At 70.8% G+C, this 24,188-nt stretch carries 24 protein-coding genes, 4 tRNA genes and 1 pseudogene; 25 read left to right on the forward strand and 4 right to left on the reverse strand.

Annotated features, from left to right (window positions below):
* Positions 1 to 19: 19 nt before the first annotated feature.
* On the forward strand, positions 20 to 1,009 hold the full coding sequence (locus tag AC5L36_RS04530; RefSeq protein ID WP_441214081.1) for a medium chain dehydrogenase/reductase family protein: 990 nt from the start codon (positions 20 to 22) through the stop codon (positions 1,007 to 1,009).
* Here the strand turns inward: AC5L36_RS04530 and AC5L36_RS04535 are convergent.
* Positions 998 to 2,038, reverse strand: a complete 1,041-nt coding sequence (locus AC5L36_RS04535) for a glucose 1-dehydrogenase (protein WP_441214082.1) — start codon at positions 2,036 to 2,038, stop codon at positions 998 to 1,000. The two genes, AC5L36_RS04530 and AC5L36_RS04535, sit on opposite strands and share 12 nt — an antisense overlap.
* Positions 2,039 to 2,120: 82 nt before the next feature.
* Between AC5L36_RS04535 and AC5L36_RS04540 the strand changes: the two genes are divergently transcribed.
* Positions 2,121 to 3,032: a bifunctional helix-turn-helix transcriptional regulator/GNAT family N-acetyltransferase gene (locus AC5L36_RS04540; RefSeq protein ID WP_441214083.1), complete on the forward strand. Its 912-nt coding sequence runs from the start codon at positions 2,121 to 2,123 to the stop codon at positions 3,030 to 3,032.
* Positions 3,033 to 3,146: 114 nt separating this feature from the next.
* Here the strand turns inward: AC5L36_RS04540 and AC5L36_RS04545 are convergent, their stop codons facing one another.
* Positions 3,147 to 4,118, reverse strand: coding sequence for an isopenicillin N synthase family dioxygenase (locus tag AC5L36_RS04545; protein WP_441214084.1), 972 nt, complete (start codon positions 4,116 to 4,118; stop codon positions 3,147 to 3,149).
* A gap of 17 nt (positions 4,119 to 4,135) precedes the next feature.
* Between AC5L36_RS04545 and AC5L36_RS04550 the strand changes: the two genes are divergently transcribed.
* Positions 4,136 to 5,044, forward strand: coding sequence for a carbohydrate kinase family protein (locus tag AC5L36_RS04550; protein ID WP_441214085.1), 909 nt, complete (start codon positions 4,136 to 4,138; stop codon positions 5,042 to 5,044).
* A gap of 112 nt (positions 5,045 to 5,156) precedes the next feature.
* Here the strand turns inward: AC5L36_RS04550 and AC5L36_RS04555 are convergent, their stop codons facing one another.
* A complete protein-coding gene (locus AC5L36_RS04555) occupies positions 5,157 to 5,582 on the reverse strand; it encodes an ester cyclase (RefSeq protein ID WP_441214086.1) in 426 nt (141 codons plus the stop codon).
* Between the two features lie 155 nt (positions 5,583 to 5,737).
* Here AC5L36_RS04555 and AC5L36_RS04560 point away from each other — a divergent pair, with 155 nt between their 5' ends.
* From AC5L36_RS04560 to AC5L36_RS04610, 11 genes and pseudogenes are all read left to right on the forward strand, one after another.
* Complete coding sequence (locus AC5L36_RS04560) at positions 5,738 to 6,364, forward strand: NADH-quinone oxidoreductase subunit C (RefSeq protein ID WP_441214087.1); 627 nt, start codon at positions 5,738 to 5,740, stop codon at positions 6,362 to 6,364.
* Entirely contained in the window at positions 6,364 to 7,326 is a 963-nt protein-coding gene (gene nuoH / locus AC5L36_RS04565; protein WP_441214088.1) for an NADH-quinone oxidoreductase subunit NuoH, read from the forward strand. Before AC5L36_RS04560 ends, nuoH begins: the two co-directional genes overlap by 1 nt.
* Before the next feature lie 20 nt (positions 7,327 to 7,346).
* Positions 7,347 to 7,766 carry an ester cyclase gene (locus tag AC5L36_RS04570; RefSeq protein WP_441214089.1) on the forward strand — a complete coding sequence of 140 codons (420 nt, stop codon included), beginning with the start codon at positions 7,347 to 7,349 and terminating at the stop codon, positions 7,764 to 7,766.
* Positions 7,767 to 8,017: 251 nt separating this feature from the next.
* Positions 8,018 to 8,515: pseudogene (locus AC5L36_RS04575) on the forward strand (NuoI/complex I 23 kDa subunit family protein); the annotation flags it as partial.
* A gap of 5 nt (positions 8,516 to 8,520) precedes the next feature.
* A complete protein-coding gene (locus AC5L36_RS04580; RefSeq protein WP_441214090.1) occupies positions 8,521 to 9,024 on the forward strand; it encodes an NADH-quinone oxidoreductase subunit J family protein in 504 nt (167 codons plus the stop codon).
* Positions 9,021 to 9,335: an NADH-quinone oxidoreductase subunit NuoK gene (gene nuoK / locus AC5L36_RS04585; RefSeq protein WP_441214091.1), complete on the forward strand. Its 315-nt coding sequence runs from the start codon at positions 9,021 to 9,023 to the stop codon at positions 9,333 to 9,335. Before AC5L36_RS04580 ends, nuoK begins: the two co-directional genes overlap by 4 nt.
* A complete protein-coding gene (locus AC5L36_RS04590; protein WP_441214092.1) occupies positions 9,332 to 11,077 on the forward strand; it encodes an NADH-quinone oxidoreductase subunit 5 family protein in 1,746 nt (581 codons plus the stop codon). The genes nuoK and AC5L36_RS04590 overlap by 4 nt, the downstream gene beginning before the upstream one ends.
* On the forward strand, positions 11,074 to 12,552 hold the full coding sequence (locus AC5L36_RS04595) for a complex I subunit 4 family protein (RefSeq protein WP_441214093.1): 1,479 nt from the start codon (positions 11,074 to 11,076) through the stop codon (positions 12,550 to 12,552). Before AC5L36_RS04590 ends, AC5L36_RS04595 begins: the two co-directional genes overlap by 4 nt.
* Positions 12,549 to 13,982, forward strand: a complete 1,434-nt coding sequence (locus AC5L36_RS04600) for an NADH-quinone oxidoreductase subunit N (protein ID WP_441214094.1) — start codon at positions 12,549 to 12,551, stop codon at positions 13,980 to 13,982. The genes AC5L36_RS04595 and AC5L36_RS04600 overlap by 4 nt, the downstream gene beginning before the upstream one ends.
* 117 nt (positions 13,983 to 14,099) lie before the next feature.
* Entirely contained in the window at positions 14,100 to 14,981 is an 882-nt protein-coding gene (gene htpX, locus AC5L36_RS04605; RefSeq protein ID WP_441214095.1) for a zinc metalloprotease HtpX, read from the forward strand.
* A gap of 118 nt (positions 14,982 to 15,099) precedes the next feature.
* The gene (locus AC5L36_RS04610; RefSeq protein WP_441214096.1) at positions 15,100 to 16,371 is read left to right on the forward strand and encodes an MFS transporter; all 1,272 of its coding nucleotides are present in this window, start codon (positions 15,100 to 15,102) and stop codon (positions 16,369 to 16,371) included.
* Here AC5L36_RS04610 and AC5L36_RS04615 read toward each other — a convergent pair.
* A complete protein-coding gene (locus tag AC5L36_RS04615) occupies positions 16,355 to 16,849 on the reverse strand; it encodes a YajQ family cyclic di-GMP-binding protein (RefSeq protein WP_441214097.1) in 495 nt (164 codons plus the stop codon). The genes AC5L36_RS04610 and AC5L36_RS04615 overlap by 17 nt on opposite strands.
* A gap of 137 nt (positions 16,850 to 16,986) precedes the next feature.
* On the opposite strand from AC5L36_RS04615, the gene AC5L36_RS04620 reads away from it, so the two are divergent.
* The 11 genes from AC5L36_RS04620 to nusG all read left to right on the forward strand — a co-directional run bounded on the left by AC5L36_RS04620 (position 16,987) and on the right by nusG (position 24,079).
* Positions 16,987 to 17,067 (forward strand) — tRNA-Tyr (locus AC5L36_RS04620).
* Between the two features lie 1,436 nt (positions 17,068 to 18,503).
* Entirely contained in the window at positions 18,504 to 18,674 is a 171-nt protein-coding gene (locus AC5L36_RS04625) for a hypothetical protein (RefSeq protein ID WP_441214098.1), read from the forward strand.
* A 44-nt stretch (positions 18,675 to 18,718) separates the two neighbouring features.
* A complete protein-coding gene (locus tag AC5L36_RS04630; RefSeq protein ID WP_441214099.1) occupies positions 18,719 to 21,256 on the forward strand; it encodes a putative bifunctional diguanylate cyclase/phosphodiesterase in 2,538 nt (845 codons plus the stop codon).
* A gap of 64 nt (positions 21,257 to 21,320) precedes the next feature.
* Positions 21,321 to 21,393: transfer RNA gene (locus tag AC5L36_RS04635), tRNA-Thr, on the forward strand.
* A 25-nt stretch (positions 21,394 to 21,418) separates the two neighbouring features.
* Positions 21,419 to 21,491, forward strand: a tRNA-Met gene (locus AC5L36_RS04640).
* A gap of 98 nt (positions 21,492 to 21,589) precedes the next feature.
* A complete protein-coding gene (rpmG, locus tag AC5L36_RS04645; protein ID WP_167925014.1) occupies positions 21,590 to 21,757 on the forward strand; it encodes a 50S ribosomal protein L33 in 168 nt (55 codons plus the stop codon).
* 41 nt (positions 21,758 to 21,798) lie between these two features.
* Positions 21,799 to 22,245 carry a MaoC family dehydratase N-terminal domain-containing protein gene (locus AC5L36_RS04650; protein ID WP_441214100.1) on the forward strand — a complete coding sequence of 149 codons (447 nt, stop codon included), beginning with the start codon at positions 21,799 to 21,801 and terminating at the stop codon, positions 22,243 to 22,245.
* Between the two features lies 1 nt (position 22,246).
* Complete coding sequence (locus AC5L36_RS04655) at positions 22,247 to 22,645, forward strand: MaoC family dehydratase (RefSeq protein ID WP_441214101.1); 399 nt, start codon at positions 22,247 to 22,249, stop codon at positions 22,643 to 22,645.
* Positions 22,646 to 22,749: 104 nt separating this feature from the next.
* Positions 22,750 to 22,822 (forward strand) — tRNA-Trp (locus tag AC5L36_RS04660).
* Between the two features lie 110 nt (positions 22,823 to 22,932).
* A complete protein-coding gene (gene secE, locus AC5L36_RS04665; RefSeq protein ID WP_441214102.1) occupies positions 22,933 to 23,337 on the forward strand; it encodes a preprotein translocase subunit SecE in 405 nt (134 codons plus the stop codon).
* A 22-nt stretch (positions 23,338 to 23,359) separates the two neighbouring features.
* Positions 23,360 to 24,079, forward strand: coding sequence for a transcription termination/antitermination protein NusG (gene nusG / locus AC5L36_RS04670; RefSeq protein WP_441214103.1), 720 nt, complete (start codon positions 23,360 to 23,362; stop codon positions 24,077 to 24,079).
* The last annotated feature ends 109 nt before the right edge of the window (positions 24,080 to 24,188 follow it).

The following is a 24,188-nucleotide window of genomic DNA, read 5'->3' on the forward strand; positions in this document are numbered from 1 at the left end:
AACGAGAGAGGATCTAACCATGAAGACGACCCAGGTGGTCATGCCCCACGCCGGCGGTCCGGACGTGCTGCGGTTCGAGGAGCGCGAGCTGGCCGAGCCCGGCCCGGGGCAGGTGCGACTCGCGGTGGAGGCGGCCGGCGTCGCGTTCGCCGAGGTGCAGATGCTGCGCGGGCGCTACTACGCGCAGCCGAAGTTTCCGTTCGTCCCCGGCTACGACCTGGTGGGCCGGGTCGAGGCGGCGGGGCCGGGCGTTTCGGTCCGCGGCCGCGTGGCCGCCATGACCCGCACCGGGGCCTGGTCGGAGCGGGTGGTGATCCCCGCCGAGCACCTGGTCCCCGTTCCCGACGACCTGGATGCCGGCGAGGTGGTCGCGCTGATCACCAACGGCGTCACCGCGTACCAGATGATCCATCGCGTGGCGAAGGTGGCCGCCGGCCAGACGGTGCTGGTGCACGGCGCGGCCGGCGGGGTTGGCACGCTGCTGGTGCGGCTGGCGCTGCGGGCCGGCGCGCGGGTGATCGGCACGGCGTCGCCGGGCAAGCACGACAAGGTTCGGGCGATGGGCGCCACCCCGGTCGACTACCGCGACCCGCTGCTTGTCGAGCGCGTGCGCGAGATCGCGCCGGGTGGGGTCGCCGCGGTCTTCGACCACGCCGCGGGCCCCGGCCTCAAGCAGTCGTGGCGGATGCTCGGCCGCGGCGGCACCCTGATCGTGTACGGCAGCGCGGCCACCGTCGACGACAAGGGCTGGCGGCTCGCGCCGTTCGTGAGCACGTTCGGCAAGTTCGCCTGGTGGTCGATCCCGCCCAACGGCGGCCGGCGGTGCCGGTTCTACTCGATCAACCACAAAAACCACTTCGACGAGGATCTCGCCACCGTCATCGGCCTGCTGCGCGCCGGCGAGCTGCGGCCGCAGGTGGCCACGCGGCTGCCGCTGGCTCAGGCACCCGAGGCGCTGCGCATGCTCGACGACCGCGCCGTGGTCGGCAAGATCGTTCTAGAACCCTAGGACGACCTTGATATCCCCGTCCCGGGGGGCGTACGCGTCGGCGTAACCGTCCACCGGGACGCTGCGCGTGATCAGGTCGGCCAGCCACGCCTGGTCGGCCTTGCCCAGCGCCTCGGCGGCGGCGTTCCAGTGGCGGCGGTTGGCGTTGACCGTGCCGAAGACCACGTTGTTTTCCAGCACGACCGCCCGGTTGAGCGCGCCGGCGTCGACGCCCACATGCTCGCCGGCCGCCGACACGCCGGTCAGGCACACCACACCGTCCCGCCCGACCTTGTCGATCACCTGCACCACCACGGGTGGCGCGCCGGTGCACTCCACGACGATGTCCGGCTCGAAGTCCAGGTCGGCGACCTGCCCGCTGTGGTACGTCGCGCCGAGCCGGTCGGCCAGCGCCGGCTTGGGCCCGTCCTTGGCCCGGTCGAGGATGTGCAGTGTCAGCCCGCGCTGGTGGCCGAGCAGGGCGGCGAGCAGGCCGATCGGTCCGGCGCCGGTGACCAGCACGGTCCGCGGCTCCCAGTGCGCCCGGGCGCCCACCGCGGCGATGTGCTCCCACGCCTTGGCCACGACGCTGGTCGGTTCGAGGAGCACGCCGACCTCGGCGAGCGCCGGGTCGAGCGGCACGGCGAACCCCGGCTCCACCCGCCACCGCTCGCGGGCGAACCCGTGCCGCGCCTTGATGCCGCACTCGGTGTACTGGCCGTTGCGGCACATGTCCCACTCGCCGACCGCGCAGTTGGGGCAGGGCACCGGGTCGGGGTGGCGCACGATGCCGGCGACGAGGTCGCCCGCCGTGAAGGTGCCGGTGGGGTCCTCCAGCACCCGCCCCAGCGACTCGTGGCCGATGACCAGGTGCTGCTCGCCGGGCGGTGCCTCGCCGTAGTCCGCGGCGATGATCTCGCGGTCAGTGCCGCACACGCCCACGGCTACGGCTTCGACGAGCACCGGGCCTTCCTCCTCGGGCGGTTCGGGCGCGTCGTCGACGAGGCGCAGCGAGTCTTTGGTACCCGGCGTGATGGTGAGTGCCCGCATGCGGCTCATTCTCTGCCCCTCTTGCGCGCGGCGCAGGAGAGCGAGATAGTTGACGGAGTCAAAGGAATGCTTGAGGTGGGCAATGAATGAGCGAGTCGCGGAGGTGCGGGCGTTCAACCGCTTCTACACGGGGGTGATCGGCGTGCTTCAGGAGGGATTGCTCAGCACGCCGTACACGTTGAGCGAGGCGCGCGTGCTCTACGAGCTGGCGCACGGCGACGCGGCCGAGGTGGTCGACCTGCGCCGCGCCCTCGGCCTCGACGCCGGCTACCTGAGCCGCATCCTGGCCCGCTTCGAATCCGACGGCCTGATACGGCGCTCACGGTCGGCGGTCGACGCCCGGCGGCAGGTGATCGAGCTGACCGACGCCGGCCGCGCGGTCGACGCCGACCTGGAGACCCGCACCAACGCCCAGATCGCCGAGCTGATCGGCGGCCTCGGCGACGCCGACCAGCGGCGGCTGCTCGGCGCGATGGGCACGATCCGCGAGCTGCTCGGCGAGCACCCGCCGGCCGGCATGGTGGTGCTCCGCCCGCCGGCGCCCGGCGACCTCGGCTGGGTGGTGCAGCGGCACGGCGCGATCTACGCGCGCGAGTTCGGCTGGGACGAGACGTTCGAGGCGCTGGTCGCCAAGGTCGTCGCCGACTACGCGACCGAGCACGACCCCCGGCGCGAGGCGGCCTGGATCGCCGAGGTCGACGGTGCGCCGGTCGGCTGCGTGATCTGCGTGCGCCGCGACGACACCACCGCACAGCTGCGCCTGCTGCTCGTCGAGCCGAGCGCCCGCGGCCTCGGCGTGGGCAGCCGGCTGGTCGAGGAGTGCCTGCGCTTTGCCCGCCGCGCCGGATACCAGCGCATCAGGCTGTGGACCTACGACCGCACCGTCGACGCGCACCGCATCTACCGGCGGCTGGGCTTCACCCTCGACGAGGAGACCAAGGCACGCGCCTTCGGCCACGACATGGTCGAAGAGATCTGGTCCCGGGAGCTGTAGCCATGGACCTGCTGATCCTCGTCGCGTTCTTCGTCGCGCTGGCCGTGGCGTCGGGGCTCGGGTGGACGGTCGACAGCCGCGACGGCGCCGACTGGGCACCGACGAGCGGCGGCTTCAGAGCACGTCGCCCGAGAGCTGCGGAAACACCTTCGACACCTTCCCCAGCAGATAGTCGCCGTACGTTCCCTCGAAAGCCCGGGGATCCGCACCGTCCCAGCGCGGCTCGCCCGCCGCGGTGGTCCGGGCCCGCGCCGGGAGCGCCGGCACCTCGGCGGTGAAGTCCGGATCGAAGAAGAACGGGTAGGAGAGGCGGTCGCGCCCGCTCACGTTGCGCACCCGGTGCAGCGTCGAGCGATACCAGCCGCCGGTCAGCCGTTCCAGCATGTCGCCGATGTTGCACACAAATGTGCCGGGCAACGGTGGCGCGTCGATCCACCCGCCCGGCGTACGCACCTGAAGGCCGCCGTTGTCGTCCTGGGCCAGCAGCGTGAGCAGGCCGTAGTCGGTGTGCTGGCCGACGCCCCAGTCCTCGCTCCGCGGCGGCGAGGGCGGGTAGTGGAAGATCCGGAAGAGGATCGTCGGCTCGGCCGTGTAGCCGGACGCGAAGTAGTCGGCGGGCAGGTCGAGGCTCCGCGCCACATGCCGCAGCACCGCCTGCGCCACGCCGGTGAGCGCGTCGAGGTAGGCCAGCACCGCGCCGCGCAGCTCCGGCACCCGTTCCGGGAAGAGGTTGCGACCGTGCAGCGGCAGCCCGGCGCGTACCCGTGGATGGTCGTCGGGCAGCTCGCTGCCGAAGTAGACGCCCTCCTTGAGGTCGGGCCGCCCCGAGGTCAGCTCGCCGCCCACCGGGAAGTACCCGCGCCACGCCCGCCCGCCGACGTCCATCGAGATCCGCATCTTCTCCGCCTCGGGCAGCGCGAAGAAGGCCCGGCTCGCCGCGTCCAGCTCCGCCAGCAGCCGCGGCGGCACCCCGTGCCCGGTCACGTAGAAGAACCCGGTCTCGCGGCAGGCCGCCTCGATCTCCCGGGCCGGGCGGTCATCGGGCCGGGAAATGTCGATGACGGGCAGCGAAGACGTGGAGGTCATATGCCTATCCTTACGCCGTGGCGTACCTGGTGGTGGGCGAGAGCCTTGTCGACCTGATCAGTCGTGGCGGCTCGTGGGATTTCGCGGCGACGCCGGGCGGGAGCCCGCTCAACGTCGCGGTCGGGCTGGCGGCCGAGGGCCACGAGGTGCGGTTCGCCAGCGAGGTGGGCACCGACCTGTTCGGCGGGCTGCTGCGCGGACACCTGGAGGCGTACGGTGTCGCGCCGGACGAGCTGGTCGACACGCCGGCCACCAGCGTGGCGTTCGCCCGGGTCGACGAGACCGGCGCGGCGACCTACGACTTCCGCTTCACCTGGGCGTACGGCGGCAAGCCCGACCTCACCGGCGTCGACTGCGTACACACCGGCTCGCTGGCCAGCGCGGTCGCTCCGGGCGACACGGCGGTCCTGGCAGTGGTCGAGGCCGCGAAGCGGGCCGGCACGCTGGTGTCCTACGACCCGAACATCCGCCCCGCGCTCGTCGGCGAGCGGGCCGGCGCGCTGGCCCGGGTCGAGGAGATGGTGCGCGCGTCCGACGTGGTCAAGGTGAGCGACGAAGACCTGCGCTGGCTCTGCCCCGGCGAGCCGGACGTCGCCGTGGCCCGCCGCTGGGCCTCGCTCGGCCCGCGCCTGGTGGTGGTGACCCGCGGCGGGCAGGGCGCGGTGGCCGTACACGAGGGGCTCGTCACGGTCTGCGCGGCCCCACCCGTCACCGTGGCCGACACGGTGGGCGCGGGCGACGCGTTCACCACCGGGCTGCTCTCCCACCTCGGCGGCGACCTGTCGACGGAGTCGGTCACCCGCGCCATGCGCTACGCGAGCGCGACCGCCGCCGCCGTCTGCGCCCGCCCCGGCGCACTGCCACCGCCGCGCGGCGAGGTCGATTCGCTGCTACCGGCCGCCGTGGTCTCCACGACGACCGCCTGAGGTGGGCTACCGCGATGTTCGTCGTGGTCGCTCTCCGTTGCTCCCGCGGCCTCGCCCGTCCGCTGCTGGTCGCGCTCACCCCGTTGGGCCGCCGCGACGGTCGCTCTCTAGATCAGAACCCGCCACCCGGGGGCGCCCCGAGCTGGGCCATGAGGCCGGCCATGTCGGCCACGCCCCAGTGCTCGGCGCACCTACCGTCGCGGAAGCGGGTCATCTCGGTCATGGTCACGGTCGCGCGCCGGCCCGTCGCCGGCAAGCCAGCGAACTCGCCCTGATGCGTGCCGGTGAACCGCAGCGTCGCGGCGACGGTGTCACCTTCGGCGATCACCCGCTCGATCTCCAGGTCGAGATCCGGGAACGCGGCCAGCACCTGGCCTATGAACTCTTTGACGCCCTCGCGACCCGGCGACTGGCCGGGCGCGGGAGCGTGCTCGACGAAGTCGTCGGTGAGTAGATCGTCGATCGCGTCGATGTTGCGCCGCCGGAAGACCTCGTCGTAGAAGTGCTCGTTGATCTTCTTGAGCTCGTCAACGGTCATCGTTGCCCCCAACCGTCCGGGGCGCCGCCAGCGGCGCCCTCTGCCCTCCCTTGGCCAGTATCAGCCCAGGTCAGGGCCGTGCGCGCAGGATTGCCCGCCTTCGCCACGGGTTCGGCACGCGCCGCGGGCCAGCACCTGGCCCTAAGATTCCCTGCATGACGCCGGACGAGGTCGGTGCGCGGCTGGTCGAGGTGCTCGGGCCCGCGCCCGACATCGTCGCCTCGGTCTCAGGTGGCCAGTCGTATGCGCGCGCCACCGTCGACGTACCCCCGGGATCCTGGGGCGCGGCGCTGCTCGCGGCGCGCGACGACGCGGCGCTGGCCTTCGACTTCTTCGACTGGCTCTCCGCGGTCGACGAGCTCGACGAGGGCTTCTCGGTCGTGACACACGTCTGGTCCACCAGCCTCCGGCACGGCCTGCTGGTACGCACCCGCGTGCCCCGCGACACCCCGGCCGTCGAGTCGATCGTGGCCGTCTACCCCGGCGCCGCGTGGCACGAGCGGGAGACGCACGAGATGTTCGGCATCGACTTCCCGGGGCACGGCGAGCTGCGGCCGCTGCTGCTGGCGCCGGAGTTCGAGGGCCACCCGCTGCGCAAGGAGTTCGTGCTCGCCTCCCGGGTCGCCAAGCCGTGGCCGGGCGCGAAAGAGCCGGGCGAGTCCGGGCACGGCGGCGGCAAGCGCGCCCCGATGCGCCCGCCGGGCGTGCCCGCACCAGGCGAATGGGGGCCGGGTGCGAGCGCGCGGAGCGATCCGGCCGTCGCAAGCGAAGGTGAACGCTGATGCCGCTCTGGCTGGAGCTGATCATCCGGGTAGCTGGCGTGGTGATCGCGTTCCTCACGCTGCCGCTGCTCGTCGGCCAGGCCGAGCACAAGGTGATGGCGCACATGCAGGGGCGGCTCGGCCCGATGTACGCTGGCGGCTTCCACGGCTGGGCCCAGCTGATCGCCGACGGCGTCAAGTTCGTGCAGAAGGAAGACGTCACTCCCAGCGCCGCCGACCGGCAGGTCTTCCGCCTCGCGCCGATCGTCGCCCTGGTGCCGTACCTCCTAGCGCTCCTGGTCATCCCGCTCGGCCCCAACGACCTGGTCGGCGAGCCGCTCGACATCGGGCTGTTCTTCGTGCTCGCGGTGGTCGGCGTCGGCGTGGTGGCGGTGCTGATGTCCGGCTGGGCGTCGGCCAACAAGTACAGCCTGCTCGGCGGCCTCCGCGCGGCCGCGCAGCTGCTGGGCTACGAGCTGCCGCTGGTGCTCGCCGCCGCCAGCGTGGCGATGGCCGCGGGCACGCTCTCGCTGCCCGGCATCGTCTCCGCGTGGCAGCCGTGGTGGCTGCTGTGGCAGGCGCCCGCGATGGTGGTCTTCTTCGTCGCAGGGGTGGCCGAGATCCGGCGGCCGCCGTTCGACATGCCGATCGCCGACTCCGAGCTCGTCTTCGGATACATGACCGAGTACACCGGCCTCCGCTTCGCGTTCTTCCTCCTCGCCGAGTACGTGGGCATCGTGGTCATCGCCGCGCTCACGACCGTGCTGTTCCTGGGCGGCTGGCAGGGCCCGTTCGGCGACGAATACCTCGGCTGGCTGTGGACGCTCGTCAAGGTCTTCGCGGTGTCCTTTGTGATCATCTGGCTCCGCGTGTCGTACCCCCGCCTGCGCGAAGACCAGCTCCAGCGCCTGTGCTGGCTGGTGCTCGTGCCGCTGGCGCTGGCGCAGCTGGTGTTGACCGCGGCGGTGAAGGTAGTGATGTAAGCTGCGCGACCGTGGTCAATGTGGACACCGCGACACGCAGCTTCGTGACCGATGTGTGGAATGGCAGCCGTGAGGAAACGGCGTACGACCTGATTGCCTCTGACTGCCCCGGGCTCGGCGAGAGCGGCCCGGATGGCGTGCTGGCCTGGCACCGCGACCGCCGGGCGGCATTCCCCGACCTGCGCTACAAGATCGTCGATCTGCTCGTGGACGGCGAGCGCGCGGCCATCCACTGGCGCGCGGCCGGCACCCAGATCGGCCAGTTCGGCCCGGTGCCACCCACCGGCCAGGTGGTCAGCTACTCGGGCGCCACGTTCCTCCGGTTCGACGGCGAGGGCAAGATCAGCGACGTCTGGAGCGTCAACGAGCTCTTCCAGGTGCTCCAGCAGCTCGGCGTCGAGTTCACCCCACCCGGCAGCGCCACCTCACCGGAGGCCTGATCTCCCGCGCTGCTCCGCCTAATTCGATGTCCCGGGTCCGCGTCAGCTGGAGACCGCTGCTCCCGCCGGAGACCGCGGAGGTCGGCGGCTCGCTCGCGCTCGCCGAGATCCCCGACCTCCGCTGCCACGTCCGCGGGGCAAGCCCCCCGCGCGTGAGCTTGGTGGTCAGCTGCGGCCCCGCCGGTGGAGCCAGAAAAGCAGAAGAAGCGTGGTGCTCGCGCCCCAGCGGCTGACGGGGCAGGATATGCGGCATGGGCGTGCCTGGCGAGGGGCTGGCGAAGGGGCTGGCCGTCACCCTCAAGACGATGACCCGCCGGTCGCACACGCAGCAGTACCCGGATGTGGCGCCCGATCTCCCACCGCGCTCGCGCGGGGTGATCGCGCTGCTGGAGGAAAACTGCACGGTCTGCATGCTGTGCGCCCGCGAGTGCCCCGACTGGTGCATCTACATCGACTCGCACAAGGAAGAGGTGGTCGTGCCCGGCGCGGCCAGGGCCCGCCAGCGCAACGTGCTCGACCGCTTCGACATTGACTTCTCGCTGTGCATGTACTGCGGGATCTGCATCGAAGCCTGCCCCTTCGACGCGCTCTACTGGACGCCCGAGTTCGAGTACGCCGAGTACGACATCCGTGACCTCCTGCACGACAAGGAGCGGCTGGGTGAGTGGATGGCCACGGTGCCGCCGCCGGCCGTCCACGACCCCAACGGCGAGCCGAGCAAGGAAGAGAGCGCCGCGGCCAAGAAGGCACAGACGTGACGGCGGCCGACGTGCTGCTGCTGGGGCTGGGGGCCGTGGCGGTGGGCTCGGCCTTGCTCGTCGTCACCACCAAGCACCTCGTGCGCGCCGGCCTCTACCTCGTCGTCTGCCTCGGTGCGATGGCCGGCCTCTACCTGGTGCTCACCGCCGAGCTGGTGGCCTGGGTGCAGGTGCTGATCTACGTGGGCGCGGTCGTGGTGTTGCTGCTCTTCGCGGTGATGCTGACCCGCGCGCCGATCGGCGCCTCCGACGACCTCGACCGCCCCGGCTGGCCGGCCGTGCTGGTGGGCGGCGGCGCGGGGCTGGGCCTCGCCGCGCTGCTGATCGACGCGTTCCGGTGGACCACTGTGGACCTGCCCGAGGCGGGCACGGCCGAGCGGCTCGGCAGCGAGATCTTCGGCTCGTGGGTGCTTCCCTTCGAGGTGCTGTCGGTGCTGCTGCTGGCGGCGCTGGTGGGAGCGATCGTGGTGTCGCGGCCAGACATTGGGGCTGATCGATGAGGCCTGTGATCCCCTACGTCACCGCGGCTCTCCTGTTCGGCATCGGTGTCTACGGCGTCCTGCGCCGCCGCAACGCGGTCCTGCTGCTGATGTCCGTCGAGATCATGCTCAACGCGGTCAACCTGATCCTCGTCACCGCCGACACCACCGTGCGGGCCGCGCTGCCGCAGACCGGGCAGGTCTTCGCCCTCTTCGTCATCGTGATCGCCGCCGCCGAGGTGGGGGTGGGGCTGGCGATCGTGCTCCAGCTCTACCGGCTGCGTGCGAGCGTGGCCGTCGACGAGGTGCCGCTGGAAAGGGTCGACGCGTGATCCCGGGGGTGCTCCTCCCGGCCGTACCCTTCGCCGCCGCGCTCATCGGCCTCCTGCTGCCGTTGAGAGCCCGCAAGGCGGCCGCCACGGTCGCCGTCGTCGGCGCGGCTGGCGCGCTGGTCATCGCGGCACTGCTCGACAAATCGGACAAAAGCGCGACGTGGCTCGAGATCGGCGACCTCACCGTCACCTTCGGCGCGCGCGTCGACCAGCCGGCCATCCTCGTCGCCATCGCGGTCGGCGTCGTCGCCCTCGCCGTCCAGGTCTACTCGATCACCTACCTCGCCGACGACGACCGCTACCCGCCCTACGCCGCCCAGGTCAGCCTCTTCACCGCCGCCATGCTGCTGGTCGTCGTGGCCGGCGACCTGATCATGTTGCTGGTCGGCTGGGAGGTGATGGGCATCTGCTCCTACCTCCTCATCGGCCACGACCGCCGCCTCCCCGAGGCGCCCGCCGCCGCGGTGAAAGCCTTCATCGTCACGCGCGTCGGCGACGTCGGCTTCTTGCTCGGCATCGCGGTGCTCGGCATCGGCGCCGGCACGTTCCGCATAGAAGGCGTGCTCGCCCACGACTACAGCGCCACCACACTGACCGTCGCCGGCCTGCTGCTGCTCGCCGGCGTGGCGGGCAAGAGCGCGCAGTTCCCGCTGCACACCTGGCTGCCCGACGCGATGGCCGGCCCCACGCCGATCTCCGCGCTCATCCATGCCGCGACCATGGTGGCGGCCGGCATCTACGTCGTGACAAGGCTCTATCCGCTGTTCACCGGCGCCGCCCTGGCCGTCCTGGGCGTGATGGCGGCCATCACGCTGCTGCTCGGCGCGCTCACCGCCACCGCGCAAGACGACATCAAACGCGTGCTCGCCTGGTCCACCGTCTCCCAGATCGGCTACATGGCCGGCGCGCTCGCGGTCGGCTCGACCTCCGCCGCGCTGTTCCACCTGCTCACCCACGCCGCGTTCAAGGCACTGCTCTTCCTCGCCGCCGGCTGCGTGATCCACGCCGTCGGCAGCAACCTGATGTCCCGGATGGGCGGCCTGCGCCGGGAGATGCCGGTGACGTTCTGGTCCTTCGCGATCGGGCTGGGCGCGCTGGCCGGCCTGCCGCCGCTCGCCGGCTTCTGGAGCAAGGAAGGCATCATCAACGCCGCCCACCACCCGCACGGCGCCGCCCCGGAGTGGGTGGGCTGGCTGGTGTGGCTGGCCGCGCTGGCCGGCGTGGCGATCACCGCGCTCTACGCCGCCCGCCTGCTGCGCGGCGTCTTCTTCGGCGCCGCCACCACGCACGGCCACGAGGCGCCGCCGCTCATGCGCTGGCCGGTCGCCCTCCTCGCCATCCCCAGCGCCCTCCTCGGCCTGGCGATCTTCTGGCCGGCTTTCCGCGCGGCGCTCGGCCTCGAAGAGGCCCATTTCGACGCCTGGATCCTGCTCCCCGTAGCGCTGCTCGCCGCCGGCGCCATCCTGGGTTGGCGCGGCCTGCCGACCGTCCCGGCCTTCGCCCGCGCCTTCTGGCTCGACGAGGTCCAGCATTTCCTTCTGGTACGCCCGGTGCGGTTCGCCGCTCGCGGACTTCGACTCGCCGACGAGGCAGGGGTCGACGGTGCCGTGGAAGGCACCGGCCGCGGTGCCGTGAGTCTCGGCCGGCGCCTGGCCATGGCACACCGCACCGGCCTGCCCCGCGCGGCCACCGCGGTGCTCGCCGCCGCCGTACTGCTCGCCGCCCTGGGGGTGATCCTGTGAGGTGGCTGCTTGTCGCGGTGTTGGCGATACCGGCCGCCGGCGCGCTGCTGGCCGCGTTCCTGCCGAGCCGGGCCGGGCAGGCGGCGGGCACGGTCGCGGCCGCCGTGGCGCTGGTGCTGAGCGTCCCGCTCTACCGCGACTCCTGGTTCTCCTACGGCCCGGCGGCCGTCCGCCCCTGGCACGAGGTCGACCTCAGCTGGGTGCCCGGCCTCGACCTGCGCTTCCACCTGGGCGTCGACGGCGTCTCGTACCCCCTGGTGGTGCTCACCGCCCTGCTCACGCTGCTCTGCTGCGCGTTCACACTGTGGCGGGCGCCGGCACCCGGGCGGGGGCACACGCTGGTGGCACTGCTGCTCGTGATCGAGGTAGGCATCCTCGGCACGTTCCTGGCGCTCGACCTTGTGCTCTTCTTCGTCTTCTTCGAGGTCGTGCTCCTGCCGATGTACGCGGTGATCGCCGTCTGGGGCGGCGACGACCGGGCGCATGCCGCGCGCAAGTTCGTGCTGTACACCCTCTTCGGCTCGGTCCTGCTGCTGGTCGGCGTCTTCACCGTCGTGGTGTCGGCGGGCACCGCGGACATCGTGGCGCTCACCGGCGGAGGCGAGCTGTCACGGGGCACCCAGATCGCGGCGTTCGTCCTGCTGGCGATCGCGTTCGCCGTGAAGAGTCCACTGTGGCCGCTGCACACCTGGCTGCCCGACGCGCATACCCAGGCGCCCACGGTCGGCAGCGTGATCCTGGCCGGCGTGCTGCTGAAGATGGGCACCTACGGCCTCATCCGGGTCGCGGTCGGCGTGGCGCCGGAGGGCGCGCGGTGGGCCGCACCGGCGTTGGGCATCCTGGCGGTGGCCGCGATCGTGGTGGGTTCACTGGTGTGTCTGGCACAGACCGAGATCAAGCGGCTGATCGCGTACTCCAGCGTCGGCCACATGGGCTTCGTGCTGCTCGGCATCGCCACGCTCACCACCACCGGCATCCAGGCCGCGCTGATCGGCAACGTCGCGCACGGCGTGATCACCGGCCTGCTCTTCTTCCTCGCCGGGGCGATCAAGGAGCGGGCGCACACCGGCGAGCTTGCCCAGCTCGGCGGGCTGCGCGAGCAGTCACCGTGGCTGGCCGGCATCCTGGCCTTCGCCGCCATCGCCTCGCTCGGGCTGCCCGGCCTGGCCGGTTTCTGGGGCGAGGCGTTCGCGGTCGTGGCGTCGCTGGACAAGGGCGGTCCACTCTGGACCACGCTGGCCGCGGTAGCCGCCGTGGGCGGCGCGCTCACCGCCGCGTACTTCCTGCGCCTGCTGCGCCGGGTCACCCACGGACCGGCGGTCGGCGCGCTCGATCCGCCCGGCCTGGCCCGCGCCGAGGTGGCCGCCTGGGCGCCGCTCGTGCTGCTCGCGCTCGTCGTCGGCCTGCTGCCCGCGCTGGTGCTCGGCATGGCCGGCGACCCGGTCGGCGCGCTCGTCGAGGCGGTGCGGTCGTGACCCAGTCCGTCGACCACGTCGCCCTGCTGCCGGCCTACCTCGCCGCCGGCACCGCGGTACTCGTGCTGCTGACCGACCTGATCCTGGCCCGCCGCGCCGCGGTGCTCGCGGTGGCCGCGCTCGGTGCGCTCGCCACCGCGGCGGCCGCGATCGGCGTGGGGCTGGGCGACGACCGGCAGACCTTCTGCGTGCCCGATGCCTGCTCGTTCGTCGCGAACGACCGTTCCGCCCTGGTCGCCGCCCTCTTCGCGCTGCTGACGCTCGGCGTGATCGCCCTGTCCGCGGCCACCAGGGACGTGCCGCCGGGGGAGTACGCCTTCCTGCTCGCCTGCTCGATGACCGGCGGCGTCGCGCTCGGCTCGGCCGGCGACCTGATCACGCTGATCGTGGCGCTGGAGACGCTGACCCTTCCCCTGTACGTGCTGGTCGGCCTCCGCCGCCGCACCGTGGAGAGCGCCGAGGGCGCGGTCACGTTCTTCGTGGTCAGCGTGGTCGCCACCGCGGTGACCCTGCTCGGCGCCGCCCTGCTGTACGCGGTGAGCGGCCGGGTCCACCTCGCCACGCTCGCCACCGGCCTGCCCGACCTCCCGCTCACCGGCGCGGCGGTGGTGCTGGTGCTGGCCGGGCTGGCGTTCAAGGTTGCCGCGGTGCCGTTCCACGCGTGGGCGCCGGCGGCCTACGACGGCGCTCCCGTCCCGATCGCCGCCTACCTCTCCACCGCCTCCAAGCTTGGCGGGGTGGTCGCGATCCTGTACGCGGTCGTCGACGGCCTGCGCCCCGCCCTCGACCTGGCCGGGCCGGCACTCGCCGTACTGGCCGTCCTCACCATGACGGTCGGCAACCTCGTCGCGCTCCGGCAGACCCGGATGGTGCGCCTGCTCGCCTGGTCGTCCGTGGCCCAGGCGGGTTACATCCTGGCGCCGCTGGGCGCGTTCATGCTGGCGGACGGCCGCACCGACGAGGCGTTGTCGGTGGCGGTCGCGGCCACCGTGGCGTACACCGTCTTCTACGTACTCCTCGAACTCGCCGCCTTCGGCGCGGTGGTGGCGCTGCGACCGGGCGACGACGGCGGCCAGATCGCCGACTACCGCGGCGCGGCGCGTACCCATCCGTGGGTGGGTGCGGCCCTGGTGCTCGCGCTGGTCGGCCTCGCCGGCCTGCCCCCGGGCCTGGCCGGGCTCTTCGCCAAGGTCGTGGTGGTGCGGTCGCTGCTCGACGGCGGGGCCGGCTGGCTGGCGGTCGTGGTCGCGCTCAACGCGGTGATCGGCCTCGCCTACTACGTCCGCGTCGCGGCGGTCCTCTACGGGCCGGTGCCGGCCGAGGGCACCCGGGCGCGGATCCCGTGGGCGGTGGCGGCCGCACTGGGCGTTGTGACGCTCGCCATCGTGGTGGTCGGTTTCGCTCCCCAGGTGGTGCTTGACCTGGCGTGAGCTGGGCAGACACTCAGCAAGGTCACAGGAATGCGCGGATGATGGGAGGGGCATCAGGTTGTTATGCCTGGTGCCGGGCCCCGTACGCGGTCCCGGGTCCTAAAGGAGTGAGTGATCGTGCACAGGCAATGGAACGGTCTCAAGACGGCCGCTCTGCTCGGCCTGCTATCCGGCATCGTCCTGGCTCTCGGCTACTGGTTCGGCGGCAGCGGCGGCCTGGTCATCGCGGTGATCATCGCGCTGGGCATCAACGCCGTCAGCTACTTCTTGTCCGACAAGATCGCGCTGCGGTCGATGCGGGCCAAGCCGGTGAGCGAGGCGGAGTTCCCCGCGCTGTACCAGATGGTGCGCGAGCTCTCGACCCAGGCGGGTCAGCCGATGCCCCGGCTCTACGTGAGCCCCACGATGCAGCCCAACGCCTTCGCCACCGGCCGTAACCCCCGCCACGCGGCGGTCGCCGTGACGCAGGGCATCACCCAGATCCTCGACTACCGCGAGCTGCGCGGCGTCATCGGCCACGAGCTGTCCCACGTGTACAACCGGGACATCCTGATCTCCAGCGTGGCCGGCGCGCTCGCGACCATCATCACGTTCGTCGCCAACATCGCGCTGTTCCTGCCGCTGGGCGGCGGGGACGACGACGATGGTGTCAACCCGGCGGTCCTGCTGCTGATGGTGATCCTCGGCCCGATCGCGGCCTCGGTCATCCAGCTGGCGATCAGCCGCAGCCGCGAATACCAGGCCGACGCCTCCGGCGCCCGGCTGACCAACGACCCGCTGGCGCTCGCCTCGGCGCTCCGCAAGATCCACTACGGTGCGCAGAAGCTGCCTCTCCCGCCGGAGGGCCAGCTCACCAGCACCGCGCACCTCATGATCGACAACCCGTTCAAGGGCGGCGGCATCGCGTCGCTGTTCTCCACCCACCCGCCGATGGCCGAGCGGGTGCGCCGCCTGGAGCAGATGGCCGCCAACTCCGGTCCGGTCCAGTTCCAGCGATAACAGGTAACGCGGTTCACGGGCCCGGGGGCACACCCCGGGCCCGTATTCATGTGGCCACCCAGGGGGACCTTGGTTAGGGTCGGAGGGGTCTGTCGGTCATTACACGGGGAGGTGCGTCGTGGCCGCGCTGCGCCAGTACTCGGCGGTTTGGCGGCTCCCCGGCGCTCCCGTCCTCCTGGTGGTCGGCATCATCGCCCGGCTGGGCATCGGCATGACCCCGCTGGCGCTGCTGCTCCTCGTGCAGCAGGCCACCGACCGGTACACACCGGCCGCCATCGCCGGCGGCATCTACGCGGTGGCCGGCGCCGCGCTGAGCCCCGTGGCGGGCCGCGTCGCCGACCGGATCGGCCCCTCGCCAGTGCTGCTGCTGACCGGCATCGCACACCCCGTCGCGCTCGGCGCGCTGCTGCTGGCCAGCCGGATCGACGCGCTGCCGGTGATCTTCGTGGCCTCGGCGGTGGCCGGCGCCACGTACCCGCCGCTGACCGCCGCCATCCGCGGCGCCTGGAACGATCTCACCGAGCCCGGCGGCGGCCGCCACCACATCCGTGGCGCGGCGCTGGCCGCCGAGACCACCCTCTTCGAGCTCGTCTTCGTGATCGGGCCGTTGCTGGTCGCCGGCTTCGTGCTCTTCGCCAACCCGTCGGCGGCCATCGTCGGCGCGGCCGTCCTCACACTGGGCGGCACGGTCGTCGTCGCCCGCGGCGCCGTCATGCGCGGCTGGCGCCCGCACCCCGCCGAGCAGCACACCCGCGGCCTTGGACCGCTGCGGATCAGCGGCTTTCCGGCGCTGCTGGTGTGCGTGGCCGGCCTGGGCACGGCGTTCGGCGCGGCCGGCGTGATCGTGCCCGCGTATGCCAGCCGCCACAGCGACGGCGACAGCCTGGGCGGACTGCTGCTAGCGGTCTGGGCGCTGGGCAGCGCCGCCGGCGGCTTCTGGTTCGGCACCCGACCGGCGGCGCGCAACCCGGCGAGGCAGTTCGCGCTGCTGCTGGCGGCGCTGGCGGCGACGTTCGCGCTGTACGCCGTCATGCCCCACCCGATCGCGCTCGGCGTCGCCCTGTTCGCCGGCGGCGCCACGATCGCGCCGGCCCTCACCGTCGAAAACAACATGGTGGGCCGCATCGCCCCGGTGACCATGCTGAACGAGGCCTACACCTGGGTCATCACCGTCGCCGTGGCGTTCACCGCCGTCGGTGGCTCGGTGTCCGGGCTGATCGTCGACCAGCCCGGCGGCGTACCGTGGGCGTTCCTCTTCGCCGGCGCGGCGGTGGGTGTGGCGGCCGTGGTGGCCGGCCTGCCATCCGGCTCGATCGCCCGTGCCGACGCCCGCGCGACAGCCCGGATCAACCAGACGCTCGCGGCCGCGACGGTCAGCGGTAGTTCGTGAACTGGAGGGCGATCCCGAAGTCCTCGGACTTGAGCAGGCTGATCACGGCCTGAAGGTCGTCCTTCTTCTTGCCCGTGACCCGCAGCTGGTCACCCTGGATCTGCGCCTGCACGCCCTTGGGCCCCTCGTCGCGGATCTTCTTGCCGATCGCCTTGGCCTTCTCCTGGTCGATGCCCTGGACGATCTTGCAGTCGATCCTCGACGTCTTCCCCGACGTCCGCGGCTCACCGGCGTCCAGCGCCTTGAGCGAGATGTTGCGCTTGACCAGCTTGTCCTTGAACACCTCGAGCGCCGCCCGGACCCGATCCTCCGTCTCCGCCTGGAGACTGACCGCTTCCTCGCCCGACCAGGAGATCTGTGCGCCCGTGCCGCGGAAGTCGAAGCGCGTGGTGAGCTCCTTCTCCGCCTGCCGGAGGGCGTTGTCGACCTCCTGCCGGTCGACCTTGCTGACGATGTCGAACGACGGGTTGGCTGCCATAGGTCATGCTCCTGCTTTGTTGCGATATGAAGATGTTCCGGGGCCAGTGACCCCCCGACCGTACCCGGTTGCGAGACCGCCCACCGCAACAGCTATCCTTGCTTCCGCTGCCGCGGAGACCGTGGCGGCGCGCCCTAGGCGGGTTGCCCGAGCGGCCAATGGGAGCGGACTGTAAATCCGTCGCGAAAGCTACAGAGGTTCGAATCCTCTACCCGCCACACCTAGGGAAAATCGGCCCCGGACCAGCCTGAACGCTGGCCGGGGCCGATCTTTGTCGGGAGCCAAATAGATCCAGCTCCTCCTATGCGCCCCATGGCGTGTCGTGGGCGAGCACTTGGCGGCGCCAACGACTGGATCGGAGGCGCACTCGGATGACAGCCACTGTGGACACGGCATGGAAGCATGGCTCTATGTCATCTCGGCGTCACGTTGGGGCGAGGGCGACGGTTATCGCCCTCGCCTCCTCGAACGCCGTGGCCGCGGGCTCGGCTGGGCTCGATGGGACACCGACGCCGTTTCAGATCTTGATGCTGTGCGTCACCGGGGCCCTGACGGCGGTGCTGACGACGGTGGGTCTGACCCTCGATGTAAAAAAAACTCGACGAACCTTGCATCGTCCGGTTTGAAGATGCAAGCACCTCTGCCCGATGCAAGTGCGATCGCTCAGTCGCCAAGTCCCTGATCGGACAAACCAGGGTCCGGAGTCGTTAGCGACGGGTCACGCGGGCCAGATCGTCCGCGACGTGCTTGGGCGTGCGGAGATGGCCACGTGCGCTCGCCTGGGTCAGGCTCTGACTGGTGGTATGGCTTCCCGGCATGGGCTGTGGCCGGTGTTGATCGATTGTCGGCGGTTTGGTGGAGGAGGTGTCGTGCGTTGGGTGGATGAGGTCATCGGCCATTCGGGTTGATTGGGGCAAAATCGCGTCCGCGAAGCGGCGGGCGAGTTTGGGATTGCGTCGTGACTGGCGCCGTTGACTGGCGAATTAGGAAGTGGATTCGCGTTACACCCGCGTATGTCGTCGCGCCAGAACTGTGCCGCCACAGAATATGTTGACGATTGTCGTTGCTTACTCATGAGTCACCACATAGGGTTTGATAAAGCCGAGCGAGTGCGCATATGCAAGCGCCGGTGTGGGAAGCCCGGACCGGCTGGGTCCCGCTCATACGCAAGATCAGCCAGGGGGCCGCGCGTGTGACGTGCGGGGGTGGCGTGCAAGGTAGGGCGAGGTGACGCGAAGGGGAAGGGTCTGGCAAGTACGGACAAAGGCGGCGGAGTGTCATAGCCCACAAATCCCACACAAAGCGATCGGCGAGTCCGCGACCAAGTCGGGAAAATCGCCCCTTTCTCAGCCATCTGTGGGGGCGATGAGGGCCGGCCGGCTGGTGAAATCTTGCACGGAGACGAGGGCTCCTAAAGCTCCGCTAAGCTTCCGGTCAGCCGTTCAGACATCTTTTTCGCGCACTGTGGTTCTAAGCCGCCGATCAGGATGTGTCAGGGGCGGTCCGTGTGGCACGATCAGCGGTAACCCCTGAAAGATGCTTGTGTACCGGCAAAGGAGCCCTGATGCCTGAAGGCAGGTTCGGTCGCCGACTCAGGCGATGCGTCCTGGTTGCGCTGTTCGGCGCCGCCTTCGCCATCGCTGGGGTTACGGGCGTGTTCGCGGCAGTCTCGTCGGGAGACGAGGGCTTCTCCACGCAGGACTTCACGTGGGGGATGGCCCGCACCGAGACGGACTTCACCTGGGGGGTCGCCCGCCCAGGGACGGCCAGCGATGTGTCCTCGCCTACCGCTGTGCAGTTGCAGCGGGATTTCACCTGGGGCTGACGATGCTGGTGCCGGCCATGAGCAGGCACCACTAGTCACAAGGAGTGCCTGTGCCCCGGCCGTCTGTCGCTCTTCCGCGTTCATCCCAGCTTGCCTGGGTCATCACAGTGCCGCTGTTCCTGATCGCGGCCGTGTTGACCATGGCGGCGCAGGCCGGGCAGAAGGTTCCCCCGTCGGGTTGGCTCTTGGCGCTGCTCTACCTGGGCCTGTTCATCGCGACCGACTGGACGATCCTCCGCTTTGACCTCCGGCGACACGTATTTCAGGTGTCGTTGAGCGAGGTGCCGCTGGTCCTGGCGCTGTTCTATCTGTCACCGGTCACCGTCGTGCTCGTGCGGGCGGCCGCGACCCTGATCGTGGCGGTGCGCCGGCAGCAGTCGCCGGTAAAGCTCTGGTTCAACGTGGCGACCATCGCGGCGGCCACCGCCTTCGCCAGCGTCGTCGTACGTGGCTGGGGGCCGGTGGGGCCTGAGCCCGACCCGCTGACGTGGCTCGTCCTGATCGCGGCCGTCGCCACCAGCGTGCTGGTCACGCTCGCCGCGGTGGCCGGCGTCATCACTCTCGTGCAGGGCCGCACCTCGCCCCGCGACCTGGTGCGCACCGCAGTGCCCGGCCTTGTCGTCGCCAGCATCAACATCACTCTCGGCCTTGTCGTCCTGCTGGTGCTCCAGCAAAGCCCGTGGGGCATGCTCCTCATCGCCGCCGTCTTCGTCGTCTTCGTCCTCGGCTACCGGTCCTACCAGCAGTTCGTCCGCCAGCACCGCACGCTCACCAGCATGTACGAGCTGACCGCGGCACTGCGCGGCATCGTCGACGACGGTGCCCTGCCCGATGTCCTGCTCGGCCGGGTGCGCGAGCTGCTCGAGGCGGAGTGCGCGACGCTGTGGCTGCCGGCGCAGGGGCGACACCCGGAGGTGCTGCTCAGCGCCCGGGTCGACGACTCCGGCCTGCTCGACGTCGTGGGCACACCAGACGACCTGCGGAAAAAGGCGGTCGAATCGGGTGAGACCGTGGCTGTCAGCCGAAAGCTCGGCGACCCGGAGCTGCGCCGGCGCCTGTTGGCGTCCGGCATGCGAAAAGACGCGATCGCCGTGCCGCTCCGTTCCGGGCAGGCGACGGTCGGCTGCCTGGAGGTCACCGGGCGCCTCGCCGACTCGGCGACCTTCGACGACGGCGACGTGCGGCTGCTGGAGGCCGTCGCCGTGCACGTCTCGGTCGCGGTGGAAAACTCGCGGCTTGTCGACCGGCTGCGCTACGACGCGTACCACGACGGCCTCACCGCGCTGGCCAACCGGCGGCGGATCACCGAGGCGCTGGAGGAGTCGGTCATCGTCCGGGCGCCCGGCGAGGTGGTCGCGGTGCTGCTCTTCGACGTCGACCGGCTGCGCGACGTCAACGAGTCGCTCGGCCACGCCGCCGGCGACAAGCTGCTCGCCGAGGTGGCCCGCCGGCTGCGCGCGTTCGCACCGCCCGCGGCGCTGGTGGGGCGGGTCGGCGGTGACGAGTTCGTGGTGACGTTCCGGTCGGAGAGCATCGAGGCGGCCGCCCAGCTCGCGCTCGACCTGCGCGAGCAGATCCGCGACCCGATCATGTTCGGCACGATCACGCTCGACGTCGACACGGCGGTCGGCGTGGTCGTACATCCGGATCATGGGACCGACCCCGCGACACTGCTGCAACGGGCCGACGTCGCCGCCACCGTCGCGAAGTCGGTGCCGGGTGGGGCGCAGCTTTTCAGCGCGGGCCTCGAGTCGCGGTCGGTGCGCCGCCTCGAGCTTGCCGGCGACCTGCGCCGCGCCCTCGACAACGACGAGCTGGAGGTCTACTTCCAGCCCAAGGTGACACTGACCGACCGGCGGCTGGTCGGCGTGGAGTGCCTCGCCCGGTGGGAGCACCCGGCGCACGGCGCGGTCACGCCGGAAGACTTCGTGGCGGTGGCAGAGCACACCGGCCAGCTCGGCCGGCTCACCGAGGCCGTGCTGAAGGAAGGGCTGCGGCGCTGCCGCGAGTGGGCCGACGCCGACCGTCCGCTGTCCGTGGCGGTCAACCTCTCCCCGCGTACGCTCGTCGACCCCGCTTTCCCCAACCGCGTGGAGGCGCTGCTCCGGGAGTACGGTGTGGCGCCCGGGCAGGTCACCTTCGAGATCAAGGAAGACGGCGTCATCGGGCCGACCGACCGGCCGCTGCCGACGCTGCGGCGGCTGCGCGAGCTCGGGGTGCGGCTGTCGGTCGACGACTTCGGCACCGGCTACTCGTCGCTGTCCTACCTGCGCCGGCTGCCCGTCCACGAGGTAAAGATCGACCGCTCGTTCGTGCAGGGCATGGCGACCGATGCCGGCGACCTTGCGATCGTGCGCGCGGTGGTGGCGCTGTCGCTCCAGTTCGGGCTGACGGTGGTGGCCGAGGGCGTGGAGAGCGAGCTGACGCTCGACCTGCTCAAGGAGATGGGCTGCGAGATCGGCCAGGGCTTCCTTTTCAGTCGCCCACTGCCGTACGAGCGGCTGGAAGCCTGGTTTGGCGCCCGCACCGAGACCGAGCCGACGCCCCTCGGCGAGGTGCGCCGCCTGCGCGCTGTGACCTGAGCCGACACGGCTATCCCGATTTCGTCTGGGGAAGCGTGACGTGTACTCTTACCCAGGCGCACGCGCCCCCTTAGCTCAGTCGGCAGAGCGTCTCCATGGTAAGGAGAAGGTCTACGGTTCGATTCCGTAAGGGGGCTCAGCGGGTCATCCTGGACCCACCTCGGCGGTGTAGCTCAGATGGCAGAGCAAGCGGCTCATAATCGCTGTGTCGCCGGTTCAAGTCCGGCCACCGCTACGCACGTAACGGACGCCACTGGCGTCCGCTTCGCGTGTCCGGGTAGTCTGTGCGCCGGTAATCCGCGAAGAACCAGTTGACGAGGAAGGCACTCCGCCGTGGCCAAGGCGACCGACGTCCGTCCCAAGATCACTATGGCGTGTGTGGAGTGCAAGGAGCGCAACTACATCACGCGTAAGAACCGCCGCAACGACCCGGACCGCATCGAGCTGAAGAAGTTCTGCCCCCGTTGCGGCAAGCACACCGCGCACCGCGAGACCCGCTGACGCACTGCCGCCAGAGGTCGCACGGGCGGTAGGTTCGCTGCATGCCTCTGGACCAGTCCTTCGTCGGCCGGACATATCCGCCGACCGCTCCCTACCAGGTTGGCCGGGAAAAGATCCGCGAGTTCGCGAAGGCTATCGGCGCGACCGACCCGCTGCACCTCGATCCGGAGGCCGCACGTGCCTCCGGATACGCGGATGTCGTCGCGCCTGCCACGTTTCCGATCGTCCTCACCATGGCGGCCAGCCGCCAGATCGTCGACGACCCGGAGCTTGGCGTCGACTACAGCCGGGTCGTGCACGGTGACCAGCGTTTCGCGTACAAGCGGCCGGTCGTCGCCGGCGACGAGCTGGTCTGTGTCAACACCGTCGAGGAGATCATGTCCCGCGGTGGCCACGACTTCATGACGACACGCACCGACGTGAGCACCTCGGCCGGCGAGCCGGTGGTGAGCGTCTGGTCCAAGCTCGTCGTGCGTGGGGAGGGCTGACATGGAAGAGCTGCCTGTCCAGACCTACCGGGTGACCCGCGCCGACCTCGTGCGGTACGCGGGCGCCTCGGGCGACTTCAACGTGATCCACTGGAGCGACCGCCTCGCCACCAAGGTGGGCCTGCCCGGCGTGATCGCCCACGGCATGCTCACGATGGCGCTGGCCGGCCGGGCGGTCACCACCTGGGCCGGCGCGGCCGACGCCGTGGTCGACTTCAGCGTGCGCTTCAGCCGGCCGGTGCCGGTGCCCGACGACGACGAGGGCACGGAGATCGAGTTTCGGGGCGTGGTCAAGGGCGAGACCGAAGACGGGCTCACCCAGATCGACGTCACCGCGACCTGCCACGGCGAGAAGGTGCTTTCCCAGGCTCGGGCGATCGTCAGGCGTCAGCGCGCGTAGACGGGTCCCAGGTTGGGAATCTCAGGGGCGTACCCGTACACTGGTGCGCCGTGGGGTAGCTACCCCTACCTTGGGCGTGCCTAGGGTGGGATCGCTGCCTACACAGGGGTGTGGCGCAATTGGCAGCGCAGCGGTCTCCAAAACCGCAGGTTGCAGGTTCGAGTCCTGTCGCCCCTGCGCCTAAGGCCTGACCGGCCCCGGGACGGGTCCCGCCGGCTCTGCTGGCCACGGCCCGTCGCCGGGATCGGTGGGGCAAAGTGTCAAACCCACCCCCCACGGAGGGCGAAGTGGCCGAGAGCAAGCGCCGCGGCGAAGAGCCGGAAGACGACGACCTCGATGACCTCGACGAGTCGTTCGACGACGCTGTCGACGATGACGCTGACGCTGAGGACGACGAAGACCAGCCGGTCTCGCGCGGCGGCACGGCCACTCGCGAGCGCCGCAAGACCGAGTCCGCCGCCGACAAGCCGAAGGCGAAGAAGGTCGCCCGGGCGGGGATCTTCGGCCGGCTCATCGGGTTCTTCCGCGAGGTCGTCGCCGAGCTGCGCAAGGTCATCTGGCCGACCCGCAAGGAGCTGTTGACGTACACCGCGGTCGTGGTTGTGTTCGTCGCGTTCATGCTGGCGATCGTGGCCGGGCTCGACTACGGGTTCGCCAAGGGCGTGTTGTTCGTCTTCGGCAACCAGGAATAGACAAAGACGGAAGTGAGCGAGCGTGCCTGAGTACGACGAGACCGCTGCGGCGGCCGACGAGCAGTCCGCGGTGGCGACCGCCGCCGAGCCGGAGGCGGTCGAGGCCGACAGCGAGCCGGAGTACACACCGGTCGCCGAACCGGACGGCGACTACGACCCGGTGGCCGAGCTGCGGCAGAAGCTGCGCTACGCACCCGGCGACTGGTACGTGGTGCACTCCTACGCCGGCTACGAAAACAAGGTCAAGACCAACCTCGAGACCCGGATCACGAGCCTCGACATGGAGGACTACATCTTCCAGGTCGAGGTGCCGACCCGCGAAGAGGTCGAGGTCAAAAACGGCAAGCGCCTCCAGGTGCAAAACAAGGTCTTCCCCGGCTACATCCTGGTGCGGATGGAGCTGACCCCGGAGTCCTACTCCTGTGTGCGCAACACGCCGGGCGTGACCGGCTTCGTCGGCGCCACCGACCGGGCCGACCGGCCCGCGCCGCTGTCGCTCGACGAGGTGCTCAAGTGGCTGGCGCCGGCGGTCGAGACCGAGCAGAAGAAGGCCAAGCCGGAGGTCAAGGTGCTTGACTTCGAGGTTGGCGACTCCGTGACCGTCACCGACGGCGCCTTCGCTTCGCTGCCGGCGACGATCAGCGAGATCAACGCCGACCAGCAAAAGCTCAAGGTGCTGGTGTCGATCTTCGGCCGGGAGACTCCGGTGGAGCTCAACTTCAACCAGGTCGCGAAGATCTAACTCGGTCGCTGCGCGGGGCCGCCATGCCCCGCGCGCCCCGCCCTGGCCCGCGCGCTATTCTTGAACGTCGGCCTGTCGGCTGCGCTTGACCGTGCGCGCCCACCGGCCG

The organism is Phytohabitans sp. LZ39 (assembly GCF_059359075.1).